This is a genomic window from Terrabacter sp. 05T424 (assembly GCF_056396225.1).
Window position 1 is genome coordinate 348808 of record NZ_JBFTLB010000004.1, and the last position, 24338, is coordinate 373145.

Annotated in this window: 21 protein-coding genes and 1 tRNA gene; 6 read left to right on the forward strand and 16 right to left on the reverse strand. The window is 68.3% G+C overall.

Features of this window, described 5'->3' with window-relative positions; genetic code table 11:
* Position 1 precedes the first annotated feature (1 nt).
* Positions 2–77, forward strand: a tRNA-Ala gene (locus AC1DE0_RS12100).
* Positions 78–135: 58 nt separating this feature from the next.
* On the opposite strand, the gene AC1DE0_RS12105 is transcribed toward AC1DE0_RS12100, so the two are convergent.
* The 3 genes from AC1DE0_RS12105 to AC1DE0_RS12115 are packed head-to-tail and all read right to left on the reverse strand — an operon-like array spanning position 136 to position 3003.
* A complete protein-coding gene (locus tag AC1DE0_RS12105) occupies positions 136–1218 on the reverse strand; it encodes a tyrosine-type recombinase/integrase (protein WP_478100730.1) in 1083 nt (360 codons plus the stop codon).
* Positions 1215–1427 (reverse strand): helix-turn-helix transcriptional regulator, encoded by a 213-nt coding sequence (locus AC1DE0_RS12110; RefSeq protein ID WP_478100732.1) that lies wholly within the window; start codon positions 1425–1427, stop codon positions 1215–1217. The genes AC1DE0_RS12105 and AC1DE0_RS12110 overlap by 4 nt, the downstream gene beginning before the upstream one ends.
* A 19-nt stretch (positions 1428–1446) precedes the next feature.
* The gene (locus AC1DE0_RS12115; RefSeq protein WP_478100734.1) at positions 1447–3003 is read right to left on the reverse strand and encodes a replication initiator; all 1557 of its coding nucleotides are present in this window, start codon (positions 3001–3003) and stop codon (positions 1447–1449) included.
* An 853-nt stretch (positions 3004–3856) separates the two neighbouring features.
* Here AC1DE0_RS12115 and AC1DE0_RS12120 point away from each other — a divergent pair.
* Positions 3857–4069, forward strand: a complete 213-nt coding sequence (locus tag AC1DE0_RS12120) for a hypothetical protein (protein WP_478100736.1) — start codon at positions 3857–3859, stop codon at positions 4067–4069.
* A gap of 427 nt (positions 4070–4496) precedes the next feature.
* Positions 4497–4745 (forward strand): hypothetical protein, encoded by a 249-nt coding sequence (locus tag AC1DE0_RS12125; protein ID WP_478100738.1) that lies wholly within the window; start codon positions 4497–4499, stop codon positions 4743–4745.
* A 284-nt stretch (positions 4746–5029) separates the two neighbouring features.
* On the opposite strand, the gene AC1DE0_RS12130 is transcribed toward AC1DE0_RS12125, so the two are convergent.
* Positions 5030–5725 (reverse strand): response regulator, encoded by a 696-nt coding sequence (locus tag AC1DE0_RS12130; RefSeq protein ID WP_478100742.1) that lies wholly within the window; start codon positions 5723–5725, stop codon positions 5030–5032.
* Positions 5722–7182 (reverse strand): sensor histidine kinase, encoded by a 1461-nt coding sequence (locus tag AC1DE0_RS12135; protein WP_478100745.1) that lies wholly within the window; start codon positions 7180–7182, stop codon positions 5722–5724. The genes AC1DE0_RS12130 and AC1DE0_RS12135 overlap by 4 nt, the downstream gene beginning before the upstream one ends.
* Positions 7183–7262: 80 nt before the next feature.
* Here AC1DE0_RS12135 and AC1DE0_RS12140 point away from each other — a divergent pair, with 80 nt between their 5' ends.
* Complete coding sequence (locus AC1DE0_RS12140) at positions 7263–9218, forward strand: APC family permease (protein WP_478100747.1); 1956 nt, start codon at positions 7263–7265, stop codon at positions 9216–9218.
* Positions 9219–9809: 591 nt separating this feature from the next.
* Positions 9810–10241: a response regulator transcription factor gene (locus AC1DE0_RS12145; RefSeq protein ID WP_478100749.1), complete on the forward strand. Its 432-nt coding sequence runs from the start codon at positions 9810–9812 to the stop codon at positions 10239–10241.
* Positions 10242–10913: 672 nt separating this feature from the next.
* Here AC1DE0_RS12145 and AC1DE0_RS12150 read toward each other — a convergent pair.
* The 11 genes from AC1DE0_RS12150 to AC1DE0_RS12200 all read right to left on the reverse strand — a co-directional run bounded on the left by AC1DE0_RS12150 (position 10914) and on the right by AC1DE0_RS12200 (position 23071).
* The gene (locus AC1DE0_RS12150; protein WP_478100751.1) at positions 10914–11771 is read right to left on the reverse strand and encodes a tetratricopeptide repeat protein; all 858 of its coding nucleotides are present in this window, start codon (positions 11769–11771) and stop codon (positions 10914–10916) included.
* A gap of 174 nt (positions 11772–11945) precedes the next feature.
* Positions 11946–12389, reverse strand: a complete 444-nt coding sequence (locus tag AC1DE0_RS12155) for a hypothetical protein (RefSeq protein WP_478100753.1) — start codon at positions 12387–12389, stop codon at positions 11946–11948.
* A 518-nt stretch (positions 12390–12907) separates the two neighbouring features.
* Positions 12908–14053, reverse strand: coding sequence for a hypothetical protein (locus AC1DE0_RS12160; protein ID WP_478100757.1), 1146 nt, complete (start codon positions 14051–14053; stop codon positions 12908–12910).
* Positions 14054–14782: 729 nt separating this feature from the next.
* Positions 14783–15559, reverse strand: coding sequence for a hypothetical protein (locus AC1DE0_RS12165; protein WP_478100759.1), 777 nt, complete (start codon positions 15557–15559; stop codon positions 14783–14785).
* Positions 15556–16074, reverse strand: a complete 519-nt coding sequence (locus AC1DE0_RS12170) for a SigE family RNA polymerase sigma factor (protein ID WP_478100761.1) — start codon at positions 16072–16074, stop codon at positions 15556–15558. The genes AC1DE0_RS12165 and AC1DE0_RS12170 overlap by 4 nt, the downstream gene beginning before the upstream one ends.
* 625 nt (positions 16075–16699) lie before the next feature.
* The gene (locus AC1DE0_RS12175; protein ID WP_478100763.1) at positions 16700–17536 is read right to left on the reverse strand and encodes a DUF4062 domain-containing protein; all 837 of its coding nucleotides are present in this window, start codon (positions 17534–17536) and stop codon (positions 16700–16702) included.
* A gap of 395 nt (positions 17537–17931) precedes the next feature.
* A complete protein-coding gene (locus AC1DE0_RS12180) occupies positions 17932–18279 on the reverse strand; it encodes a hypothetical protein (RefSeq protein WP_478100767.1) in 348 nt (115 codons plus the stop codon).
* Between the two features lie 584 nt (positions 18280–18863).
* Complete coding sequence (locus tag AC1DE0_RS12185) at positions 18864–19907, reverse strand: zinc-dependent alcohol dehydrogenase family protein (RefSeq protein ID WP_478100769.1); 1044 nt, start codon at positions 19905–19907, stop codon at positions 18864–18866.
* Between the two features lie 102 nt (positions 19908–20009).
* The gene (locus tag AC1DE0_RS12190) at positions 20010–20777 is read right to left on the reverse strand and encodes an SDR family oxidoreductase (protein ID WP_478100771.1); all 768 of its coding nucleotides are present in this window, start codon (positions 20775–20777) and stop codon (positions 20010–20012) included.
* Positions 20774–21967 (reverse strand): MFS transporter, encoded by a 1194-nt coding sequence (locus AC1DE0_RS12195; protein ID WP_478100772.1) that lies wholly within the window; start codon positions 21965–21967, stop codon positions 20774–20776. Before AC1DE0_RS12195 ends, AC1DE0_RS12190 begins: the two co-directional genes overlap by 4 nt.
* A gap of 399 nt (positions 21968–22366) precedes the next feature.
* Complete coding sequence (locus AC1DE0_RS12200) at positions 22367–23071, reverse strand: cyclophilin-like fold protein (RefSeq protein WP_478100773.1); 705 nt, start codon at positions 23069–23071, stop codon at positions 22367–22369.
* Positions 23072–23172: 101 nt separating this feature from the next.
* On the opposite strand from AC1DE0_RS12200, the gene AC1DE0_RS12205 reads away from it, so the two are divergent.
* Positions 23173–24051, forward strand: a complete 879-nt coding sequence (locus AC1DE0_RS12205) for a helix-turn-helix transcriptional regulator (protein ID WP_478100775.1) — start codon at positions 23173–23175, stop codon at positions 24049–24051.
* The last annotated feature ends 287 nt before the right edge of the window (positions 24052–24338 follow it).

Below are 24338 nucleotides of genomic sequence, written 5' to 3' on the forward strand. Positions count from 1 at the left end.
TGGGGCTGTGGCGCAGTTGGTAGCGCGTCTCGTTCGCAATGAGAAGGTCAGGGGTTCGAATCCCCTCAGCTCCACCAGGCGGAAACCCCGTCCCACCTGCGAAAACACGCAGGAGGGGGCGGGGTTCTCTCTTCGTCATCCGCGCGTCTCCTGCCGAGGTGTCCCCCCGGTGTCCCCCGGGGTCACATTGAGCCTCCTCAGACCCGCCAGATCGGCACCGGTCCCCAGGAAGTGCAGGTACCGGTTCGTCGTACCGATGGACTCGTGTCCCATCCACGCTTGGACGGTTCCCGGGTCGACGCCACGGGCCAGCCAGAGGCACGCCGCGGTGTGGCGCAGGTCGTGGATCCGGCGTCCTCGGCCGGTGGTCGGCCACTGCAGGGTGCGCAGTACGGCCGACCGATGAAGCTGCGAACCGCGGTCGGTTGTGAGGAGCAAGTCACCGGGTGCCTTGCCGACGCTCATGGCCAGCACGAGTGGGAGCACCCGGTTGGCGAGCGGGACGCGTCGCGAGGAACGACCCTTGGTCGACTTCACCGCGCCACCCTCCGGCTGCGACCGTCGGACGAGCAGTCCCGGCGTCGGTACCTCGACAACGTCGGCGACCCGCAACGACCGGGCTTCAGCCCACCGCAGGCCGGTCCATGCCAGGACGAGGAGGATGTCCGCCAGCCGGGGCGCCCTCGAGTGCCAGGTGGCGTAGACGTCCTCGAGCTCCGCCTCGCTGAAGGGGTCCATCTCATCGGGCTCGTCGGACTGCCGCGGGACGCGCACGCCGATGACCGGGTTGGTCAGGATGAGCTTCTCCCGCACACACCAGCTGAAGAACGACGACAGGCTGGCGCGAAAACGAACGACGGACCCCTCGGCGAGACCCACGGCGAGCAGGGCCTCGAAGGAGCGGGCGACTTCTCTGCCGGAGACGGCCGACACCTGCAGAGCGAGCATGCTTGTCGGCATCAGGCGGGGCAGATCCTGGTCGGCGCGAAAGGTCTTCGCGGCCACCGTGACCCGTCGGACCTCCAGCCACCGTTGCACGAGGGGCCTGACCCGCTCCCGTCCGGCTCGCGGGTCGACGCCGCCGGTCAGGGCCGCCCGCTCCCGGTCGAGCCACGCCTTCGCCTCGCGTCGGGTGTCGAAGACCTTGCTGGCGACGCCCACCCGTCCGCTCTTGAGCCGAGCTCGAAAGCGACCGTTGGGCATCTTGCTGATGCTCATGCCGCCATCCGTTCGAGCCACTTGGTCACGTCCTCGGGCCGGTAGCGCGGGGCGTACGGCGACAGCCACACGACCCGCGGCCCGTGTCCCGTCTGGCGCCAGCGGCACAGCGTTGCCGGTGAGACCTGCAGCGCGACTGCTACCTCGCGAGAGGTCAGCAGCACCGGGAGGGGCGGGGCCTTCTCCTGCTTTGGCTGGTCTGCTTCCATGTCCGAACTCCTCTCTCTGTCAGTCATTCTGGTGTTTGCTCGCTGCCCGTTCCTGTGCGTACTTACGTGCCCGGGCGGCGGCCGCCTTCGCGAGCTCCGCGTCGCCGTCGGTGTCCCAGCCGGTTCCGGCGTAGGTCCAGTGGCCGACGACGAGGGTGGTCTCGGTGTCGTCGTCGGCGAGCAGGTCCTCGACCTCGCGGGCATCGAGGGTGCGCCCCTCGACCTTGGCCGCAGCGAGGCGGCGCTGGAACCGGACGCGGGCGCGGCGTAGCCGGCCGAGGGTGACGCTGTAGTGGCGAGACTTGGAGGAGAAGTGCCCACGGAACCCCAGCATGTGCGCCCATTTGCCCAGCAGCGCGTAGGGGTGCTCGGCCAACGGCTGGTCGGTGGCGGCCGCTTCGAGCTGCTGCCGGTCGATGGTCTGGACGATGGTCGCGCGGAGCCGGTGCAGGTGGGGGCTGGCCGCGTCGGTCGAGTCGGTGGCGGACTTCGTCGCGTACTTGGCCAAGTAGCCGGCGACCTGCTCGGCCTCAAGCTGCTGCTCGGGGTCGTCGGTGCGGTGGGCGTCGCCGACCGGTCGGGCGTCGACCTGGGCGCCGAATCGCAGCCGCTGGACCAGGTCACCCCCGTACAGGGGCGGGGCGTCGAACCACACCGCGGCGGCGGCAGTCTCTATCGCCGACGCGAGCAAGGCGGCCGTGATCCCGGCCGGGGCCGGCACGTGCGTGTCACCGTCGTCGGAGGTCTTGCCGTCGACGCGGACCAGGGCGTGGAAGTGGACGAGGCCGCGCAGCTGGTACTCGGCGACCTTGGCGAACTGGACGGTGGCGATCTTCGCGAGCCGGTGAGCACTGACCCCGAGCATCCGCGCCAAGACCCGGCGCAGAGCGATGGTGAACCGCCGCCACAGCTCCGGAGCCCACCACTGCCACACAACGTGCGACGGGTAGTCGTAGCAGTCGCCGCACAACGGCTGGCCCAGCAGCCGGTCACCATCGACGTGGGTGGTGTGGCACGTGGTCGGCCGGCCATGAGGGCAACGCTCCGCGTCTTCCTTGCCGCGGTAGGGGCGGCAGCGTCGGCCGTTGCGGGTGCCGTGCACCGGTCCAAACGAGGGCGCGGTCAGCGTCGCGAACACCAGCGGGTTCTCCCGCACCTGCTCCGGGACGCCCTTGCCGCCGACAACGCCAGCCCGGATCAGATGGAACGTGTCCGCCGCATAGACGCGGGAGCACGACGGGCAGTCCGCGGCCCGGCGGTTGCCGCAGCGCACGTGCAGGATCCCGAGCGGGCTGTCGGCCGAGGAGAGGCTCGAGAGCACCTCACCCGTACTCGCGTCGACAGTCTGCGAGGAGCCATGCAGCCGGATCGGCTTGGCGCAGTGACCGACCCGGCAGGCGGCCTCGGACCAGGCGTCGAAGTCCCGCGACAGCAACCGGGCCAGGACCTGGGCCTCGGTCGCGGCGTCGAGGTGGCTCAGGTCGAGCGGGTGGGCCTCCCGGTCCGGACGCTCATCGGCCTGCTGAGGGCGCAGGGGGACGGCGTCCCAGACGCGGTCTCGCGTTTCCCGGGTCATGACGGCCACCCCCTTCCCTAATCCGGGGTGGGTGTGCCGTGCAGTACTGCGGCTCCCGCTGCACGACACACCCGGTCCGAAAGGGCGGCCCAGAAACGATCCAGAAGACGCCGACGCCGCGGGGAGCCGCGCACACGCCAGGTCACGCCAAGAGAAGACGAAGAAGATGGCGGACCAGGACATTCGTGTCTGTGTGTGACGGCAATTCGTGTGTGTATGGCCTCTGGCCGGGGTGGGGAGCCGACCCCCAGGGCATCAAGCCCGCAGTTTTTGTCAGTCAGGTTTTTGTGTAGGTGTGTCCGCACTCCCAGAATCCACACTGGGGGCGCCAGGAGACGAGGAAACACGCCGCGTTTCCCGAGGTCGAAGTCTCACCCACATGCCGATGGTCGGACGTTGCGATCCTGCCGAGATGAGACGTTGCCGAAGGGGCATGACGTGGTCGGTCGGTCGTACTCAGGACGTCCGGTAGTCCTATCCGTCCAATCGCTCAGAGGCGTCCACACACCACGAAGCAACGATCTACGTGGGGATTGTGTCTACCGTGTGTCAGCTCAACTGCAGTCGCGCGCTGCCCGCGGGAGGGTTGAACGGCAATGGTTGTCTGTTCACAAGGCCGGCGCAGATGCGGCCGGGCTGCCGCCAAGGTCGACCGTACTGGGAGGAAGCAACCGTGAATCCAGGGCTCCGCGTAGCGGTTGTAGGCGTCTTGCTGCTAGGTGCTGCTGTCGCGGGATGCGGGACCTCTGCGGGTGTCGCGCCGGGGTCAACGTCTGGTTCCGTGGTCTGTCCCACGACCGGACCGGTCAAGGCTTCCGACCTGGGACGGCTTGCCCCGTGCCGCCTGTCAGGCATGGAGATCGTGATGGACGTCTGGACCCACGAGGAAGTCGGCGGGACGGTGCAGAACGTCGGTGAATGCAGTTCGGCCGGCGAAGGCACCCCTGTGGTCGTCTGTACGTTCGCCGCGCCTGTCGGCACCGGCGGCTACGTCGGGGCAGGTTCGGCCAGGGTTTGGTTCGGAACAGAGGCAGCCATCGCGCAGGTGAGGTCCACCTCTGGGTGAGATGCCGGATCTCGCTGGGAGACGCACCACAAGTCCGTCACGCCCGGGGTACGAGCACCGCCTTGCGCCGCTCCGGCAACGCCTGGAGATGCCGCATTGATCGAGTTCCGCACCTACCAGCGCGACCTGAATGTTCACGCCTCTTGGCGCCCGGTCTGGCACGCTCTGAACCATGGTCCAGTCCGGTCGCTCAGCCGAGTACCTCCAGCCATCTGGCTGGCGGCGGCGCGGCCGTCGCCGCTCATGGCTCAGGACCGCGAGGCTGAACGTCGTCGGATGGTCCGCGCTACTGGGCACGTGCCTCGTTGTCGCCGCATTGGGAATAGTGACGGCGACTGCCGTTGGCTGGCCACGCGCACTTGGCGCCGCCGCAGCGGTCATCCCGGTGGCGATGGTCGTCTTCGCCGATCGAAGACGCTGGGCTCGGATGGAGACGAGCGTCGGTTGGGGCCGCTCGACGGAGGAGGTTGCTCGAATCGCCGATGAGCTTGAGGCAGAGGGGGTCTACGCGCGCGTCCGTTCCGAGGCCCCCGGGTCGCCGTGGCGCGTCCGTGCGGAGCCTCCTTCCGACAAGGCCGAAGCCACAACTGCAGCCCTTGAATACCGCAACGGGGACGTTGATGTGGTGAGGAAGAAGCTACGCGAGCACGGCGTCCGTCCACCGGCTCTGCCGTGAACCCACGCTCGCCGGACCGCAACGCATCGTCCTGTCATGCCGCTCTGGCGACGGCTCCCTCCTCCGACTTTGCCGCCGGGTGGGACCCTCAACGGCGAAGGATCCCGGCGCCGGCGCCGCATGCTGACTCGCGCGCCGGCCACGTTGATGTCGCGAAGCAGATGACGCACGAGAACATGCGGGTGTTGTGAGTGTCAGCACGTTTCGGTGGATGGCCCCTGTTCGGGTCGGGGAGTTAACCGCCTTCAGGCGCGATCCGGATGGCACCCTCGAGAGCGTCGAACTCAGGGGCTAAAGCGGTAGCCCATTCCCGGCTCTGTGAGAAGGTGCCGGGGATGCGTCGGCTCGGCCTCGAGCTTGCGGCGTAGCTGGGTCATGTAGAGCCGTAGGTTGGCCTGCTGGTTGACGTAGGCGGGGCCCCACACCTCGATCAGCAGATGTCGCTGCGACATCAGCTTGCCGGGCTGCCGTACGAGGGCTTCGAGCAGGCTCCATTCGGTCGGTGTCAGGTGCACCGGTTCGCTGGTCCCTCCAGGTGCGGCTCGGGTCACGGCTTTGTCGGCGAGATCGACCGTGATGTTGCCGAACTCGACCTTGGGCGCGCTGCCGGCGTCCCCGGATGGTGCGCGCCGCGTGACAGCCCGGATGCGGGCGAGCAGCTCATCCATGCCGAAGGGCTTGGTGACGTAGTCGTCCGCTCCGGCATCGAGGGCGGCGACCTTGTCCGGCCCACCGCCTCGCCCGGACAGGACGATGATCGGCACCTCGCTCCAGCCCCGCACGCCGTGGATGACCTCCACCCCATCGAGGTCCGGCAGCCCGAGATCCAGGATGACGAGGTCAGGAGAGACGGCCGCGAGGGTCTTCAGGGCTTCGGCGCCGGACGCCGCCACGTGGACCTCGTGGTCACGAGCGCGCAGGTTGATGCGCAGGGCCCGGGTCAGCTGCGGGTCGTCGTCCACGACGAGAACCCGGGTCATGACCCGACCTCAGCGGCAGCGGGCAGGTCGAGGGACATGGTGAGGCCGCCTCCGGGGGTCTCGGCGGGCGTGAGTGTCCCGCTCATCGCCTCGACCAAGCCCTTGGACAGCGCCAACCCGATACCGAGGCCGGCGGTGTTGTCGGTATCACCCAGCCGCTGGAAGGGGGTGAAGATCCGAGCCTGATCGCGCGCGGCGACACCAAGTCCGTGGTCGACGACGAGAAGCTGGACACGACCGTCCTCAGTCCGGGCAGTGATCTCGGGTGGCGGCGCCTCGGGTGGCACATGACGCAGGGCGTTCCCGACGACGTTGACCAGGACCCGCACGACCAGAGCCGCATCACCGGTGACCGGGGGTAGATCGTCGGGCAGGTCGATGACCACCTTCGCGGCGTCCGGGCCCAGCTCGTCAAGCACCGGAGGCAGCAGCTCGTCGAGCCACAAGGTCTGGTGCAGGACCGTGAGCACCCCAGCACGCAGCCGCGACAGGTCAAGCAGGTCGGAGACCAACGAGGCGAGTCGAGCGAGCGACTCGTCCGCAGTCGCGAGCAGCTCTTCGCGCTCCTCGTCGGCCCAGGTCACGTCCCGGCTTCGAAGGCTGCTCACGGCGGCCGTGGCCGACGCCAACGGTGTCCGCAGGTCATGTCCGACGGCCGCCAGCAGCGCGTCACGCAGGCGCTCGGAGGCTTCCAGCCGGGCCGCGAGCGCAGCAGAACGTGCGAGCTCGTCCCGCTCCAGCAGAGCCTGGGCTTGGGCGCCGTACGCGCCGAGGATGGCCCGGTCCGAGGCGCCAAGTGTTCGACCCGTGAGCGCGATGACCAGGTCGTCGCCCGCAGGTACGTGCACGTCAGCAGTGCGCGGGTCCTGGGGTGCCGCGTCGCCGCGCGCGTCGACAACTCGCCACGTGGCCGTCTCCCCGGCCTCCTTGCGCAGCAGGCTCGCGGAGGTCATGCCGAAGGCGTGTCGCATGTGTTCGAGCAGGGTCGGGAGGGCGTCCTCACCACGGAGGGTCGCGCGTGCCACGTCAGACAGGGTCCGGGCCTCCGCGGCTGCTCGTGCAGCGGTCGAAGCCGTCGAGGCGGCCCGGTGCACGACGGCGCTCACGAGCAGCCCGACCGCGACGAACCCCACGACTGTCCAGATGTTGTGCGGCTCGCCGATCTGCAGGGTGCGCACCGGTGGGATGAACCAGTAGTTGAGCAGCGTCGAGCTGATCAGCGCGCACAAGACCGCAGGCCAGAGGCCGCCGACCAGCGCGGTGACGATCACGGTCAACAGCAGTGCCAACGCGTCGCCGGCCAGGCCGATGGCCGCCCCGAGCTGGACCAGGAGTGTGGTCAGGCCGGCCGGCAGAACCACTGCGAGCGCGAGCCCCCCGAGGCGTCGAGCGCGGGAAAGCGTGGGCACGGCGGACAGCTCCGGCAGTGCCCCGAATGGCATCCCCTCTTCACTCACCCAGCCATCCTTGCGCAATCCATGCAGCGCCAGCCTGATCCCTTGCAAGACCTATGCGGACCCGCTCCTAGCGTCGAAATGTGCTGAACCAGATCTCAACGGCCAAGCGGATCCTCGTCGGACGGCCCCTGCGCAACGAGAACCTCGAGGAGACGTTGCTGCAGAAGCGAATCGCCCTGCCGATCTTCGCCTCCGACCCGCTGTCATCCGTCGCATACGCGACCGAGGCCATCCTCAAAGTCCTCACCCTCGGAGGTCTCGCCTACCTCTACCTGACGCCGTGGATCGCGGCCGCGGTCGTCGTGCTGCTGGCCGCCGTCGTGCTCTCGTACCGCCAGGTCGTGATGGCGTACCCCAGCGGCGGCGGCTCCTACGAAGTGGTGCGGGAGAACCTCGGCCGGAGCGCCGCGATGGTGGTGGCCGCGTCCCTCATGGTCGACTACGTCATGACCGTCGCCGTGTCCGTCGCGGCCGGGATCGACAACATCATCTCCGCATTCCCTAGCCTCAACGCGCAACGGGTCACGATCGCCATCGCAGTCATCGCGGCGCTGACCCTGATGAACCTGCGCGGCACGCGCGAGTCAGGACGTGCGTTCGCGGTGCCCACGTACGTCTTCGTGGCCTGCATCCTCGCAGTCAGTGGATTCGGGCTGACCAAGGCACTCTTCGGAGCCGCGCCCGTGGCCGAGAGCGCCGGTTACTCGGTGCACGCCCAGCGGACGGGCCTGACCGGTCTCGCCCTGCTGTTCCTCGCCCTCAAAGCCTTCTCGTCCGGGTGTACCGCGCTCACGGGTGTCGAGGCCATCAGCAACGGAGTACCAGCATTCCGGGCGCCCAAGTCACGCAACGCGGCCCGCACCCTCGTCGCGATGGGGGGCCTGGCCGTCGCGATGTTCGCAGGCATCACGATCCTGGCCCTCGTCGCCCAGGTGCATGTCGCGGACGACACGTGCGACCTCATCGGCTTCCGCGGCAACTGCGAATCGGACCCGCAACAGACCGTCATCGCACAGCTCGCGTCGGCGGTCTTCGGGGCGGGCAGCGTCATGTTCTACGTCGTGCAGGCCTCGACCGCGCTGGTCCTTATCCTGGCCGCCAACACTGCCTACAACGGCTTCCCGATGCTCGCCTCGCTGCTCGCGCAACACCGGCTCATGCCCAACCAGCTGCGCACTCGAGGCGACCGGCTCGCGTACAGCAACGGCATCATCGGCCTCGCCCTGATCGCCGGGCTCCTGATCTTCACCTACCGAGCCGACGTCGACCAGTTGTTGCACCTATACATCTTGGGCGTCTTCACCAGCTTCACGCTCAGCCAGGCTGGCATGGTGCGCCATTGGAATCGCGAGATCCAACGAGTGATCGCCCCCGGTGTCCGCCACCGCATCAACGCAGCCCGACTCGTCAACGCCTTCGGGGCGACTCTGACCGGGCTCGTCCTCGTTATCGTGCTGGTCACCAAGTTCACTGGCGGCGCCTACCTCGTCGTCATCGCGGTACCCCTGCTGTGCCTGCTCATGCGGGGCGTCAACCGCCACTACACCCGGATCAGCAAGGAGTTGCGCCCCACCGGTGACGCACGGCTCCTACCGAGCCGAGTCCACGCAGTCGTGCTCGTCTCTCGGGTCAACGAGCCAGTCCTGCGCGCGATCGCGTACGCCCGCGCCACCCGGCCCTCATCCCTCACCGCCCTCACGGTCTGCGTCGACCCGGACGAAACCCGCACCATCCAGCAGCAGTGGCTCGAGGCCGACCTACCCGTGCCGCTGACCATGCTGGACTCCCCGTTCCGCGACATCACCGCGCCCCTCGTCGCACACGTGCAGCATGTGCGATCGGACAACCCGCACGACCTCGTCGTCGTCTTCATCCCCGAGTACGTCGTCGACCGGTGGTGGGAAGGCATCCTGCACAACCAGAGCGCCCTACGACTCAAGCTGCGCCTGCTCACCCTGCCCGGCGTCGTCGTAACCAGCGTCCCCTACCACCTCCGTGCAAGCAGCGCCCCGGACACGGCAGGCCTCCGCGTCTGACTCGCCGCCGCCCGATCGCGTAGGCCGCGCCGCAGGATCTCGTGGACGAGCGGTGGCACGTCCCCTCGCCGGCAATCAGGAGGCGCAGGACGTTCTGCCCCGCCCGGCGTCAGGTCGGCAGCTGGAAGTCGGCGCGCGCCAAGCAGACGACCCGACGTCAAGGCCCGGAACTGCCGCCTTCGGCCCCGGTGCGTCAAAACAGCGCACGTCGTCGCGGCATGAGGCAGTGGTACAAGCCGACGTACGCACATGCCCCGGATGGAATGCCATCACCGGATCAACGTTTCCGGGCCTTTAGCTCACGGACCGTGATCATGGGAAGGCTTCCGAGCGCGGCCTGTATCGCTGCTTCCTCTGCTTCGGTCACGTTGAAGCACACGGAGGACCCCGTGTCCGAGATGTAGGCGACCCACACCTTCGCCGCGTCGTGGAGCTCGACTCGATCGACCACGGGGAAAAGGCACGGAGCAGACGCACATGATTGGACTGGCGAAGCTCCGAGCTCGACGCCGCACACTGTCCGATTTGTCCCTCGCGCGTGCGATAGTCGGTGTGACCGCATACTGCCGCAGGAGTGCAATGCCTGTTCCCGTGACCGCACGCATTCTGGTGGCCGACGACGACGCCGACATCCGCGAGCTCGTCGTGTTCAAGCTGAGCCAGGCGGGGTACGCGGTCGAGGCGGTGAAGGACGGCACCGCAGCGTGGGAGACGTTCAAGTCAGACCCGCCGGACCTGGTGGTGCTCGACATCCAGATGCCCGGCCTGAACGGCATCGAAGTGCTGCGCAAGATCCGCGCAGGCGACCATCACGGAATCCCAGTTGTGCTGCTGAGCGCCAAGTCACGCGACCACGATGTGGATCTGGGTTTCGCCGTGGGCGCCGACGACTACGTGATCAAGCCGTTCAGCCCGCGGGAGCTGCTGCACCGCGTCACGGGCCTGCTGCGCCGCACGCCGCTGGACCCCACGGGGACGCCCCCGACGGGGCTGCATCACGCTGACGAGCAACTCGAGGCGTGAGGGCGCCACCGCCCTTACGCATGCGAGTCGCCCTCGCCCTGAAGGCCCGCACGTGACGTGGCGGCTCTCGAGGTGGTGGGTCCGAGACCAGGTTCGTTCGCGTCGATGAACTCGCCGATCACCGTGACGTCGCTGTCTGGCAGCCGGTCGCCCAACCGGATGAGGAGGCCCGGCAGACGCCCGGCGATCACTTCATAGTTCACTCGGTCCACCGACGATCGTGGCAGGAGACGCACTGTCATGCCGCGAGCAGGTCAGGCCTCAGTGGCCATCCTTAAGCCGGACCCCCAGCCCCGACGACTCGAAGCCTTGAGAGCGAAGCACGCGGCGATAGGCGAGCCTCGCCAGCCAGAAGCCCAGGGCAGCAGAGACAGCGCGAGCGATCCAGTCAGCCCCAACCGGGAGCAACCACGAGACAACCAAGTAGGCACCGAAAGCGATGGCCAAACCGCCGAGTGCGGCGCCAACGGCTGCGGCCTCCGTTCGCCAAACCGTGCGCTCGTCCGGCGGGGACTCCTCGCGCACGTCACTCATGGGGCAGACCCCAGCCGCGCAGGCCATCTCCGCTCGGTAGGTCGCAGGAAGCATCTGGACATGCCGCGCTCCGAGCGATGGTGTCGAGGACTGGACGTTGAACGCCGCAAAGCGCTGGCGCTTCTGCGGGTGGAAGACCTACTCGTCCAGCAGGTCACGAAGAGCGCGGACCGAGAGAGTGTCCCCACCCTCGATGGCTGCCCGATAGTGCCGCTCTGCCCCGCTAAGGTCGCCGTTCCCCTCGAGTAGGAGGGCCAGGTTGTGATGCGAATGCGCGTCTCCCAGAGCAGCGCCGGCCCGGTAGGCAGCCTCGGCGGCTTCGTCGTCGTGGAGCAGGTCTAAGTACAGGTTGCCGAGCGGCAGCATGCTCTCGACTTCACCCAGCTTCATGCCATGCTCCAGGACATCTCGGGCCTCCTCAATGCGTCCGGTCGCGACCAGCAGGTGCCCCAGGTCTGCCCGGGCAGACGCGAAGTGATCAGCGCCCGCCCGCAGGGTGGGCTCAAGGCTGGGGTCAAGGGATGTGCACCACTGCCAGCAGGCGACCACGGCAGCTGCGGTGTCGTTACCGGCCGCGGCGGAGCGCTGTGCGGCCTCCATCGCTGCCTCTCTGTCTCCCTGCTCGCGAAAGGCGAAGGCCAGTCCGAGAGGGCCGCCGCTATCGCCGGCCGCTTCAGCGCTCTGGTACGCCCGGATCTCCCCAGCGAGGTCGCCGAGTTCGTGAAGGACCAAGCCCAAGTTCAGCCACGCGTCGCTCTCGCCGCGGTCGAGGGCGATCTCGTAAAGGGTCACGGCTTCGACCCACCGCTCCTGCTCGGCCAGACAGTTGCCTAGGTTGAACGACGCTCGTGCGGAGCCGAGGTCAGACGCCCGACGAAAGCACCCCTCGGCATCGGACAACAGGCCGACCTCCGCCAGGTCGCATCCGAGGTCGACGAGGTCCTCTAGGTCAAGGCACGCAGCCGCCTGCAACCGCTGCTCCAACTCTGGATTCACGATCGCCACTGTGCCGCATCGCGCACGATTTCCGAGCGATGCTTAGGCGATTACCGACCATGCCGCGCTGAGGGCGACTACGATCGCCCGACCATGCCGCTGACGGTGGAAATCCGCAGCGCAATCGGCAAGTAGGCGCGAGCAGGCCGCCGCGGTGCGGTAGCCCGGTGGTCGTTACGGCGCTGGTTCGACCACGTAGTCCATCAGCCGGTCCGGCGAGTCATCCCTGGGATGGACGAGCACTTGCTCGGAGTTGGGCGGCTCCCCGGGAAGCTCGTACCGGATCTCAACGCTCCACCACACCCCGGAGACCGTCTGCTCCATTGAAACGGCCGTGGGCGTCATGGGCTTGCCGGCATGGCGGTCGATGAGGGCGCCGCGTCGAGGGCTGTCGACGATAGCCGCCTCCAAAGCATCCCGGTCGCCCGTCGTCACGGCCGACGTGTAGGCATCCAAGGCCTCGTAGGGACTGGCGTTCCGGGTGAAGACCCCCAGCACGTACGCCACCAATGCGGACGCAACCACCAGGCAGCCCGCCAGGACAAGCATCAGCCAACGGACCCGCCCCGGAATGGTGCGGCGCCGGCGTACCTCGACCTGGTCCTCGCTGACGGCCATGCGCGGAGTGTCGCACGTTCGCTCCCTCACCGACCCTTGCGACCCTCGGTGCGCCTGGGACGGCCGCCCAAGAGGAGTCGCAGACCGCACGCCCGGTCATGCCGCTCCTGGTACGTCAGGTCATCCCTCGCGTTGCGTGCGCGAACGCCACGCCTGACGCTCCTGCCGACGCAACAAGTGCGTTCGCCACGCGATTCGAACAACTTGCCGGACGCGCCTCACGGCGACGATGCAGGCGCACAGAACGAATCCGAGGGCGAGAGTCGTGAGCCACTCCCAGCCCGTCCAACTCCCAGCCCAGCCGGCAGCCACGCCTAGCACGCAGAGCACTAGGAACCCCCAGCCCGGCCAAGTGGGTGCCCACGCGAGTTCTTCTTCGAGGTCACGCAGCTCGCGGGACGGCCTGAACGGCTCTGGCCGTCTGGGAGTCTGGGCTGGGGTCACGGGCCCAGTAAAGCGGTTCGACCGACGCACTTGAGACGTCTGGTCATGCCGCGCGGAGGGCGCCGACCGCGACCTTACGTCAGGGTCAGAGGGGCGATCTTTGCTCTCCGGGCCGCTACGCCTACCGCAACCTGCAGCGCATCCAGTGCAGCCTGTTCCGGCTCCACTTCGGCAGTCGCCCGCGGGTTGAGGGGCACCTCGACCGACAGATCTCGCCCATCAAGCCAGCTTGAGGGCCGGCTAGCCTCCGCCAAGCACACCGCGGAGACGTCCAAGGTGGCCAGCCCGGATGTTGACCACCACTCCTTCAACTCCGGCAGCCGTGCCTGCCCAACGGCCCGCCAGGCCAGCCGGTGCTCGCGAGGCAGTAGCGACGGCTGTCCGTTGATCGCACCGATCACGACGTCAGCCGGTCGGGCAGGGTCGCGCGTGCTGAAGTGCGTCACCCGGACGGTGGGCACCTGCGGCTCTGTGCCGAGCGCCATCACCGCCAGCGGCGCCACCGCCTGAAGGTCGTCTAGGCCAGCCACCAGTTCCGCGGAGCGCAGCAGGCGCCCACCTCGGTCGACAAGCAACCCGACCGCCGCCGTGGTCGAGTCGAGCCACACAGGCGCTTCGAGCCTGCCTCGAGACGGGGCCGCGTGCACCATCTTGCTGCGTCCCATCGGCTCCTCCTGGCCGCGGCGCGCTACCTCGATCCATGTCTCGCTGGGCCGGTCCACCCGCAGCTCGGTCACCAGACGGGCCCGGTGTCGACGGTCGGGGGCCGCCTTCCATGCGCTGGCAAGCCGCTCGACTGGACCGCGCGCCAGCAGCTCAACAGCCATCTGCGACCACGGACCTACGTCTTCGTCAGCGACCAGCGCCAACTCCTCGCATGCGCGACGCAATACCGTGAATGCCAGCCACCAACGTTGCTCGAGGCTCAGCTGCGCCACCGTCGCCGGCACGACCACCCTGCCTGCCTCGCCGCCTTCCATCAGGTCGTCGAACACGGTCAGTTCCACGTGATCGTCCGGCCAGGGCTCATCAGCGACCATCACCTGGACTCTTGCGGACCGCAACCGCGCCTCGTGCGAGCCCAGCAGAATCTTCAACTGTGTGGCCACGACAGCACCGGCCTTCGCCAGGGCATCGCCCCCGGCCGACTCGGCGATCCAAGGACGCGCGACTCGCCCACCATCGGGCCACAGCCAGACGTCCCGCACTCGTACGCTCACAGGCGCAGTATCCATCGCCGGGACCTGCCGAACGCCTCGCCGGGCCTTGACGTCCTCATTTGCCGCGGAGCGATCGCGTGGATGCCTGCCAGGTGGCCGGTGGCGGGGGGCGGGTGCAAAGCGTTGGCGACGGCGACGAGTCGAGGAGTGGGCGTCGGCGCCCGCTGGAGAGCAGCCCCTTATCGGAGCCGTGCGATTTCCGCCGCCAAGGCTGCGTGTGGCCCGATCGCGTCGACAACGTAGGCCCCGGACGGCGTCACGAACACTCGCATGCCGACGGCGGGCAGGCGTGCGGGAGCGGGTTGCGAGATCGGTCGTGGCTCCCCAGTGAAGAGGCAGACGGCAAGGTGGTCCTCGGGCGCCAAGGAGGCCAGGGCGGGGAAGCGGGACTGCAGGTCCTCGACGAAGCCTGAGCTTTCTCCTTGGACGTCTCGCCATGCCTGCGCGGCTGCCACGGTGGTGGCGACCGAGTTCTGCAAGGTTATGCCCTCGAACTGTCCGGCGTGGTGTCGCAGTACGGCCGTACACCAGCGTGCGGCTCTTTCGACGGGCACAGGGCTCCGCAGGGACGCCGCGGACCCGGATTCTGCTGTGCCTGTTGCGCACCCGGCTAGCAGCGCAAGGGCGAGACAGGCTGACGACGCATCCACCAGGACCCGAACCCACGTCCTCAGCTCCGCGGCGCGCGCGTGCGGCTCTGGTTGCGCCCGGCTCATGAGATTCCGACCCTCAGCGCGGTGCAGGAGTCACGACGAGAGTGCCGGCCYGTCCCCAGGACGACCCTTGGGGCGTTCGTGTGTCTTTGTTCGTGTGCCCGCACAGGGACGGGCCGGGCCACGTCGTGACGATGTAGACGGGATAGCGACCAGGAGCGGTCGTTGCCGGAACCGACATTGTCAGGGTCTCCACACCGCCTGGCGATGTGACGATCCGCGATGCCGCGATCTGGTTCTCTGACCTCTTAAGGTCTGAGAGCCCGTGGAGCTTGAGTCCGCCCCGGTGACGTTCTGCGGTCCATTCGCCCTCCGGGCGGGCGACGATGAGCTGGAGGGTCACGATCGGGCGATCAGGGGCGTTGTGTGCCTTCTGGGCGGCGTTGAAGGTCACGGTGCCGCCGGCTGCGGCGCGGGCCGGCTGGGACTGAATGGCTGCATCGGGGGATGCGTCCTGGACCAGAAGGGGGGACGCTGGCGGGCAGGCCGGAGCCATCGGTGCAGGCGCCGGTGACGTGCCTGTGGTGGGCGTCGACCCCGTGTTGCTGGCGGGTCGCTCGGTCTCGTGGCGCGTCACTGGTCCGGCCACCGGGGCGGCGCCGGCGTTGCCCTGCGTTGCCGCCCAGACCGTATACGGGGCAGCGAGCAGCACCAGCACCCCAACGCCCGCGCCCACGTAGCGTCGCCGCCGGCGGGCCTGTGCGTCAGCCACGATCAGCCCCACCTGAAGATCGGGCGCGATGCCCGAGCCACCGAGACCCCGCAGCGCGTCCTTGACTTGTTCGTCGTTCACGGCGCCTTCACCTCTGCCCTTCGTGTGCCCGACTGGCTCTCCAGCCGCGTTCGCATCGCGGCCAAGCCCTTCGAGGTCTGGCTCTTCACCGTGCCGGTCGTGCACCTGAGCGCTGCGGCCGTGTCGTCCACGGACATGTCCAGACAGAACCGCAGCACGAGAGTCGCGCGTTGTCCCGGCGGCAGCGTCGACAACGCTTCTAGCACCTGGTCGTCCCGCGCCGCCCCGTCGTTCGTGCGTGCGCCCGCTGGCACCTCACTGCTCGGGATCTCGCGGCTCCAGAGCCGCTTGCGCTGGCGCAAATGCAGTCGAACCATCGTCCGTCGCAGATAGGTCCACGCGGCGGCCTGATCGCGAAGCCGCGGCCACGCCAGGTACAAGCGCGTCAGCGACTCCTGGGCAAGGTCGGATCCGGCGTGCCAGTCCCCGGTCAGAGCACGCCCCGCCCGCACCGCGGCGGCGCCATGCGCAACCACGAAAGACTCGAACTGCTCTTGCCGGTCCAGAGAACCCACCTCCTACCGCTACAGAGACATTGACCCACGCGCCGGGTTGCCTCACGCGACGCCGAAAACCGGCGTTCCACATATGGGCCGTTCCTAGCGTCGCGCACCGAACGCGCTCGAGGCCTTAATCGCGATGACTATCGCGGCAGGAAGCAGGCGCACACCGCGTTCCATCAAAACGACCGGATCCGCCGCTGGTGGATAGTGCCACTCTGAGGACGACTACGCCCGTTCTTCTGCCGCTTTCGACGAGACGTCCGTCCAGCAGCGACGGGCCAGCTAGCGGTTAGCCGAGGGCCCGCGTTCCGATTTGAGCGCGGGACCGCGCTTGGAAGGAACAGCAGCGAGTAGCAGGGTTACCACTGGAGCACCAACGAACGCTGTGGTGGCCATGGCGCTCAGCGTGTAGGTCACGACGGCTATGCCAGACCGTCCAGCGGTCAGACCGTGAACGAGGCCGATCACCGCGCATACCGCGGCAGCCCAGGGCAGCCGGCTTTGGAAGCGTTGCCAGTAGCTGGGAGCCACCTGACGTTGTCTGTCGGCGTGGTCGGTCACAGCGGTCATCCTGACACGCGCGCCGGGCGAACTCGGCGACCCTCGACGAACGACGTCCGAACGCGGGGAGGAGGCGTCAGTCGATGTCGAACTGCCTGCTGTGCTCGACTCCCGACTCGGTCCACTTGACGACGATTGCGGCCCTGGACGTGGCCATGCTGTAGGTCACGGGCACCTTGCGCATCTGGCCGTGCTGGATTGTCGTCGGACCGGCCCAGTGAAGCCAGAAGTTTGCGTCCGGGGCTGCTTCCACAACGACGTTCTCTGCGTCGACGTCTCCCCGATTCGTCAGCTCGATCCAGCGCTTAGTCTCGTGAGTCAGGCGACCACGACTGTCAGTCTTCGGCAGGCGCTCGCTCGCGGGCTGAACCAGAAAGTCCACACCACCCTTTGTCTCTACCGGTTGGTCGATGTCTTGCTGCAGCTTGGCGATGTCGTGCTCGATGGCCTGCCAGACCTTGTTCCGCAGTTCCCCCGGGTTGGCGAAGGTGCTGTAGAGCCCCTCCAACTTCTTCTGGAAGTCGCGCAGCCGTTTGAGCTCGTCGGTGTCTACGTCACGCGGCAACGGTCCGTCCGAGAAGAACGGGTGCACTGGCTTTCCTGCGCCGTGGGCTCGGTTCATCTCCTCGGCGGTACCGGAGAGGTCGCGTGCGGTCTCCTGTCCGAGCCGACTTCCAAACAGCGCGATCACTATGTCGGCATCGTCAACGAGCTGGTGATTGATGATGTCCTGCCCGTCGCTGCCCATCTGCGGAACGGCGCTCGTCTCCCATTTCAAGGGCAGGAGAATCACGTTCCGGTGTCTCGTGTTGGCGTCGTTCCATTCGGTGAGCGAGTCATAGACCGCCTGGCGAGCGTCAGGCACGTCGGAGGGCGAGGCGATCATCACGGTAAAGACCTGAGCGAGCTGCATGGCGCCAAGGTAACGGTGGGCACCGACTTTGCCTCGCGAGTCGCTCCCGGGCCGGGCATGGACACGCCGATTTGCCGCCGTCCGGGCGGGCTGCCGAGGATCCGCCGCGTTCTCTCCTGATCGTTCGCCAATCGTCAATCATGTCGATCTTTCTCGACCGCCCCGGCTAACCTCGTCGCGTGACGTCGGACGATCAAGCTGCAGCCACCGGCGCCCGAATCGCTCGGGCCTGGTCCCGGGTCGTTCATGACTGCGGCTGCTCGGACCTCTATTTCTGCCCGAGTAGTGACGACATCAAGTGTCCGCGCCACAGCGGGTTCGATGTTTGTTGCGACCGCTTGGACCTCCACGTCGCCGTTCGCTGAAGTGCTCGCTCATGCCGCTGTGCTCTCGTTTCAGCTAGCCATCGGCGGGTGCGTCAGGCCATAGACCCAGTAAGCACCTCCATAGATCAGGAGCCCTGCCACAAAGGCTGTGGCAACCCAGTACCACCCGCGGGAAGGGACGTCACCGTGCCGACGCGCATGCTCCCCAATGAGCGCGAGGACGACGACCAGTGGCAGCACGGCCAAGACCAGAAAGGGGTCCAGCTGCGCCACAAGGAAGAAGACGCCGACGGCGGCCAGCACCGTCGCCGCAGACCACGCAACCCATGCCGGCGCTTCACTTGTCCTCGTTGCCACATCCACTGAGACCGCCCTCCCAACCGAAACGTTGCAGACCTCGCCGTCCAACTGCTGCATCAAGTATCGGCCAGCACGATTCACGCACATGCCGCTCTTGGGGGGACTACGACCGCCAGTGTTGGTCACCCCACCCGCCGTCCGGCAGCCTCCGAACCCTCGTACGCTCGGCGGACGTCAACGTAGACCTCGTAGTCCATGACTCCGGGCTGGCCATCGACCGCTCTGACCCTGCAAACGAGTCGGAACTCGCAGCCCGGCTCGCCGGGCACAGGTCGCCATTCACCCAAATGGGTGTCGCTCATGCTCCCTCCTGCTTGGGATCGAGTTGGTTTGGGTGCATCGTCCCGACCATCGAACCCCGTGCCGACGGCAGGCGCTATCGGTAGAACGCCCGACACGACACCAGCCTGGCCCGCGGCCGGTCCCAGGCTGCCCCTTGGCCTGCGGACACATCCGAAGCCACTACGCCGGGTCATGCCGCCCTCAGGATGGGCTGCGCTCCTCCGACTGCGCCCGGGATGGTCCCCTCCGTCGCCTCGATGAGCGGTGCGCACGCGAAGTGTCGCTCGGTGCGCATGTCACCGTCGCGGTGCACCGTGGTGAGCGGCTGGCCACCAGATTCGTTGGCCGCCGCACCCTCGTCAGGGCGTGATGAGCACTTTGAGGCTCCTGCGCTCGTCCATGTCCGCGTAACCGGCGGGGACGCCGCCCAGGTTGGTCGTGGCGTCGAAGACCTTGCCGGGTTCGATGCTGCCGTTGAGGATCTCAGGCAGGAGCTCGTCGATGTAGGCCCGGACCGGGGCCGGGCCGCCGGTGAGGGTGATGTTGCCGCCGAAGAGGCTGGCGAACCCGACCGGCCCGTCCTCGTACTGGGGCACGCCGACCCGGCTGATGGTGCCGCCAGGGCGGATGATCCCGATAGCCTGCTCATAGGCGGGCATGTGGCCGACCGCCTCGAGTACGACGTGTGAGCCGTGGCCGCCGGCGAGCTCGCGGACTCGGGCGATGCCCTCTTCTCCGCGTTCCACGACGACGTCCGTGGCGCCGAACTCGATGCCGAGGTCAGTGCGGGCCCGGTGTCGGCCCATCAGGATGATCTGCTCCGCGCCGAGCCGCTTGGCGGACAGGACCGCCATCAGGCCGACCGCTCCGTCGCCGATGACCGTGACGCGGGAGCCGGGCTTGACCCCGCCCTTCACTGCCGCGTGGTAGCCGGTGCCGAGCACGTCGGAGAGCGTCAGCAGTGACGGCATGAGCGCAGAGTCCGCCGCGACGGGCAGCTTGACGAGGGTGCCGTCCGCGAGGGGAACGCGCACGGCCTCGGCCTGGCCCCCTTCGTCCGGGATGCCGTCCCAGAACGTCCCTTCGGGGTGCGTGCAGGAGGTCTGCAGGTGCTCGCGGCAGAACTGGCAGGTGTTGTCCGAGATCGCGAAGGGTGACACGACCAGGTCGCCCTTCTTGACGGTGGTCACCGCGGAGCCGACCTCCTCAACGATGCCGATGAGCTCGTGCCCCATCCGCGCTGGGCCGTTCGATGGGGACATCGAGTGGTACGGGTGAAGGTCGCTCCCGCAGATGCAGGACGCGGTGACGCGGACCAGTGCGTCGGTCGGGCTCTTGATGCGGGAATCGGGGACGTTCTCGACTCGGACGTCGCCGGGCCCGTACATCAGCGTTGCGCGCATTTGTGTGTCTTCTTTCGTTGTTCCAGTTGGGGGCGGGGACCGACTGATGGTCGAGTCCGGTCGGGTTCAGTTGCGTCCGGCGTGCGTGTGCCAGGCGGTTCCTCAGTTGGCGGTGTAGCCGCCGTCGACGGGAAGGGCGATCCCGGTGACGTAGGAGGCGCCGGGGCTGCAGAGCCACAGCACGGCGGCGGCGACCTCGTCGGGCCGGCCGAGTCGGGGGATGGCGGAGGCGGCGACGGAGGCGCCGTGGTCCAGGTCGCCCGCGGCGAACATCCGGTCGACCATCGGGGTGTCGATCGTGCCGGGGCAGACCGCGTTGACGCGGATGCCCTGGGCGCCGGTCTCCAGCGCGGTGGACTTCGTCAGCCCGAGCAGGGCGTGCTTGGTGGCCGAGTAGGCGGACCGGTTGGCGCTGCCGGTGAGACCGCCGATCGAGGAGTTGTTGACGATGGCACCGGAGCCTTGGGCCCGCATCTGCGCGATCTCGTACTTCAGGCAGTTCCAGACGCCACGGACGTTGACGGCCATGACGCGGTCGAACACCGCATTGTTCGTGTCGGCCGTGGGTGCGGCGGGGATCATGATGCCGGCGTTGTTGAAGGCGGCATCCAGGCGGCCGTACGTCGAGGCGACGGTGGCGAACACTGACGCGACCTGGGCCTCGTCGGTCACGTCGCACACCACCGGGAGGGCCTCGTACCCCTGGTGCACGAGGTCGGCGGCAACCGCCCGGACGGCGGGCTCGTCGATGTCGACGAGGACGGTGGAGGCACCGGCTCGGGCGAAGGCCTGCGCGGCCGCCAGGCCCATGCCGGAGCTAGCGCCGGTGACGAAGGCCACCTGTCCGGTGTAGTCGTAGTGGATGGTCATGGTGTGCTGCCTCCGGTGTTCCTGCTCTGCGTGGTGTGGGGCTCTGCCGTGCGGCGGTCGCCGCGGTGGCGGCGGAGGTTCGCGAGGGTGATCGTGGGGATGAGCGTGAGGGCGACGATGACGGTGCCGACCGTTGCGGGGCCTCTGGTCTCGAGGGGCGAGGTCAAGGCGAAGCCTGCGATAGCCGTCCCGATGGCGGTGCCGACGTTGAAGGCTGACACGCTCAGAGTCGACCCAAGGGTGGCTGCCGCCCCGGCGAAGCGGACGGCGAGGTGAATCAGCACGCCGTTCGCGCTGAGGCCGAACAGCCCGAGCAGCACCACGAGGGCGGTGGTCAGCCAGGGGGCGCCCGCGAGCAGGCTGATCCCCAGCAGCAGGAACGTGGTCACCGCGGGGGTCAGGATCGTGACGGTCCCCGGATGAGCGTCGCCGAAGCGGCCGCCGAGCAGGGTGCCGATGAACGAGGCGATGCCAAAGCCGGTGAGCACCAGTGGAACGAGGGGCGTTGGTACGCCGGCCTGCTCGGTGAGGATCGGGGTGATGAAGGAGTACGCGGCCAGTACCCCACCGGTCGTGGTCGCGCACGCCGGCAAGGCGAGCCACAACCGGCCGCACCGAAGTCCGGCCAGCTCACTGCGGATCGAGGGCGCGGGGCGGGTCGCGGTGTCGCCGGGGACGAGGCGCGCGATGAGGATCGTGGCGAGGGTGGCCGCGACCGCCAGTGCCCAGAAGGTGCCGCGCCAGCCGACGGCCTGCGCAATGAACGCGCCCAGCGGGACACCGAGCACCGTCGCGAGGGCCCCGCCCGCGCCGACCACGCCGATGGCGCGTGCGCCCGAGGTCGGGCCCGCTGAGCCGGTGGCGACGACGGCGGCGACCGCCCAGAACGCTCCGGTCGCCAGGGCGGTGACGAAGCGAGCGGCGAGCAGCAGGGTGAAGTCCGAGCCGAGCGCGACCACGACGTGTCCGATCGCAAAGACCACCAGGGCCAGCTCCAGCGTCAACCGTTTCGACAGCCGCAGCGTGAGCAGACTCATCAGGGGCGCGCCGATGATCATGCCCACCGCGAAGACGGTGATCAGCAGCCCGGCTCGGGCCAGGGTGACCTGCAGGGCGGTCGCGACCTCCGGCAGGATGCCGGCGACGACGAACTCGGTGGTCAACATCAGGAAGGTGCCCAGCGCCAGCACGTAGACGACCTTGGGGAGCCGCTCCTTCTCACCCGGTCGAGCAGTCGCCGTAGGGCTTGGTCTCGAGCTTGGTCTGGAGCTTGGGGTGGCGTTGCCCGCTGCCGAAGTCGCTGGGGCCCCGACGCATGGCGCGGCCGGAATCGTATCGGTATCCATGGGGTTCCTCTTTTCACGCCGAACGCGCCTGGCAAGTGGGTGGGGCGACGCTCAGCCGGCGAGGTTCTTGGTGAAGAACTCGTCGAGCGTGTCGAAGGGGATCAGGTCCGTCTGGTCGTAGAGGTCCACGTGACCGGCACCCGGGACGGCGTACAGCTCCTTGGGTTCGGCGGCCAGCCCCGGTTCAGCACGCGCCCCCCGGCTGCCCCGTCGACTTAGCCTCCCCTGGCTTCGTACAGCCGGTCACGACCAGACGATGGGTCCGTCCCCGACCGGGGGTGTTCGCCGACGTGGGGCACTGGGCGGCAAGGCGTGCCGGTGCCCTTCCGCGCCAGACATGGTCATCGAAGATCCGCGAAGCAAGCGCAAGCCCGGTGAGGAGGTCCCGGGCCCGCCCGCCGCTGGGCTGTCCGCCGCGTCGATGTGGACGGGAAACCTGTTACCGGCCTGGCTGATCGCGGTGAGGCCGTCGTCCACAACTCCGAGGCGAACCAGACCGGGCCCGGGGACGGACTGCCCGAGGTCCTCGTAGAAGATGGCGATGTCGCCGGTCGGGGGCCAGTAGTAGAGGACTCCCACGACCGGATCGGTCGCCCGGGTGGCGCCGGTGACATCGATCCGGTCCGGCAGCGGTCCGGACTTCGCCTGCCCCATCGGGTCACTCAGGGCCAGCCGCAGCGGCAGCATCGCGGCGAACGCCCGAGCCGCCGGCGTCTCGTCCAGCGCGATCGTCGCCGAAGCCTCCGGCAAATGAAGCACCACCCGGCTGAGATCCACCGCACGAGGCAGTGCGCTGGCCGCGGTGACCGGACCCCGGGCGGCTGGCGCCGGGGTGTCGGGACCGACCCCTGCGGGAAGCGACCAGAAGGCTAGCAGGACGGCCAGCGTCGCCGGAACCAGTGCGGCGGCCGCCGATACGCGGGAGCCCCGCGCGAGCGCAATGTTCATGCCCTAAGGAGACCCCCGCCCCAGGCGGTGGAAAAGTCACTGTCGATGGGTGTACTGACAGGGCATCGCTGCGCAGGCGAGCCGCCCTTACCGTAATGGACGTGGACAACCGTGCCGAAGTCCGCGAGTTCCTGACCTCGCGGCGAGCCAACATCACCCCCGAGCAGGCCCGGGTGCCCCAAGCGGGGCAGCGTCGGGTTCCCGGACTGCGGCGAAGCGAGGTGGCTGCTCTGGCCGGGGTGAGCGTCGAGTACTACGCCAAGCTCGAGCGCGGCTCGCTGGGTGGAGTATCGGCCGGGGTCCTCGATGCGATCGCCCGCGCCCTGCAGCTCGACGACGCCGAACGCCGCCACCTGTTCAACCTCGCCAAGGCCGCCGACGGCACCACCGCCGCGATGCGACCCCGCCGGCGAAGCACCGCCCCCTGGACGGCGCCGCCGAGCCTGCAATGGGCCCTGGACTCCATCACGACCGGACCTGCAATCGTCGGCAACAACAGGTCCGATCTGCTCGCTGCCAACCACCTGGGCCGGGCCCTGTACGCGGACGTCTGGGCGGACACGAGCCGGCCGCCGAACCTCGCCCGATTCGCCTTCCTGGACGCCGCCGCCCACCGCCTGTACCCAGACTGGGATCACATGGCTGACATCACGGTCGCCAACCTGCGCACCGCCGCAGGCGAGGACCCGCACAACAAGGACCTGCAGGACCTGGTCGGCGAACTCTGCACCCGCAGCGATGAGTTCCGCCGCCGGTGGGGCGCCCACAACGTCCGCACCCATGCGGGCGGTACCAAGCATTACCACCACGGGGTCGTCGGCCACCTCGAGCTCGCCTACGAGACGATGGACCTCAGATCCGAGCCGGGCCTGAGCATGACGATCTTCACCGCCGAGCCGACATCGCCGACCGCGCAAGCCCTCGCCCTGCTCGCCTCCTGGGTGGCAACCCAGGAACAAGACCCCATCCGGTCGCCATGACCGTCTCGCGGACCTCTCGAGTGGACGATTCGCTCTCGCTGGCCGAGCACACGAAGACGTCCGAAGGTGCCGCTGCCCGAGCGCGGACGCGCAATCGGGATACGATGTGATCCGTCAGCTGAGGTGCGACGTTTCTCCGCCACCTGATGTGCGACACCAGGGCTAGAAAAGTAGGGGTCGATCCGTGGTCGACTGCTGGCCATCGTAGGCCCGTCGTGTTGCTCGACTACTCGTTCGAGGCTCGCGGGTGGAACGCCTTGACGTTCCGCACCGGCAGCGTGGTGGTC

Excerpts from the sequence above, each read along its gene's own strand:
- AC1DE0_RS12175 (WP_478100763.1), bottom strand. The coding sequence starts at position 17,536 with ATGCAGCTCGCTCAGGTCTTTACCGTGATGATCGCCTCGCCCTCCGAC.
- AC1DE0_RS12110 (WP_478100732.1), bottom strand. The coding sequence starts at position 1,427 with ATGGAAGCAGACCAGCCAAAGCAGGAGAAGGCCCCGCCCCTCCCGGTG.
- AC1DE0_RS12190 (WP_478100771.1), bottom strand. The coding sequence starts at position 20,777 with ATGACCATCCACTACGACTACACCGGACAGGTGGCCTTCGTCACCGGC.
- AC1DE0_RS12120 (WP_478100736.1), top strand. The coding sequence starts at position 3,857 with ATGGAGATCGTGATGGACGTCTGGACCCACGAGGAAGTCGGCGGGACG.
- AC1DE0_RS12125 (WP_478100738.1), top strand. The coding sequence starts at position 4,497 with ATGGAGACGAGCGTCGGTTGGGGCCGCTCGACGGAGGAGGTTGCTCGA.
- AC1DE0_RS12105 (WP_478100730.1), bottom strand. The coding sequence starts at position 1,218 with ATGAGCATCAGCAAGATGCCCAACGGTCGCTTTCGAGCTCGGCTCAAG.
- AC1DE0_RS12185 (WP_478100769.1), bottom strand. The coding sequence starts at position 19,907 with ATGCGCGCAACGCTGATGTACGGGCCCGGCGACGTCCGAGTCGAGAAC.
- AC1DE0_RS12115 (WP_478100734.1), bottom strand. The coding sequence starts at position 3,003 with ATGACCCGGGAAACGCGAGACCGCGTCTGGGACGCCGTCCCCCTGCGC.
- AC1DE0_RS12130 (WP_478100742.1), bottom strand. The coding sequence starts at position 5,725 with ATGACCCGGGTTCTCGTCGTGGACGACGACCCGCAGCTGACCCGGGCC.
- AC1DE0_RS12200 (WP_478100773.1), bottom strand. The coding sequence starts at position 23,071 with ATGAACATTGCGCTCGCGCGGGGCTCCCGCGTATCGGCGGCCGCCGCA.
- AC1DE0_RS12155 (WP_478100753.1), bottom strand. The coding sequence starts at position 12,389 with ATGGCCGTCAGCGAGGACCAGGTCGAGGTACGCCGGCGCCGCACCATT.
- AC1DE0_RS12180 (WP_478100767.1), bottom strand. The coding sequence starts at position 18,279 with ATGCAGCAGTTGGACGGCGAGGTCTGCAACGTTTCGGTTGGGAGGGCG.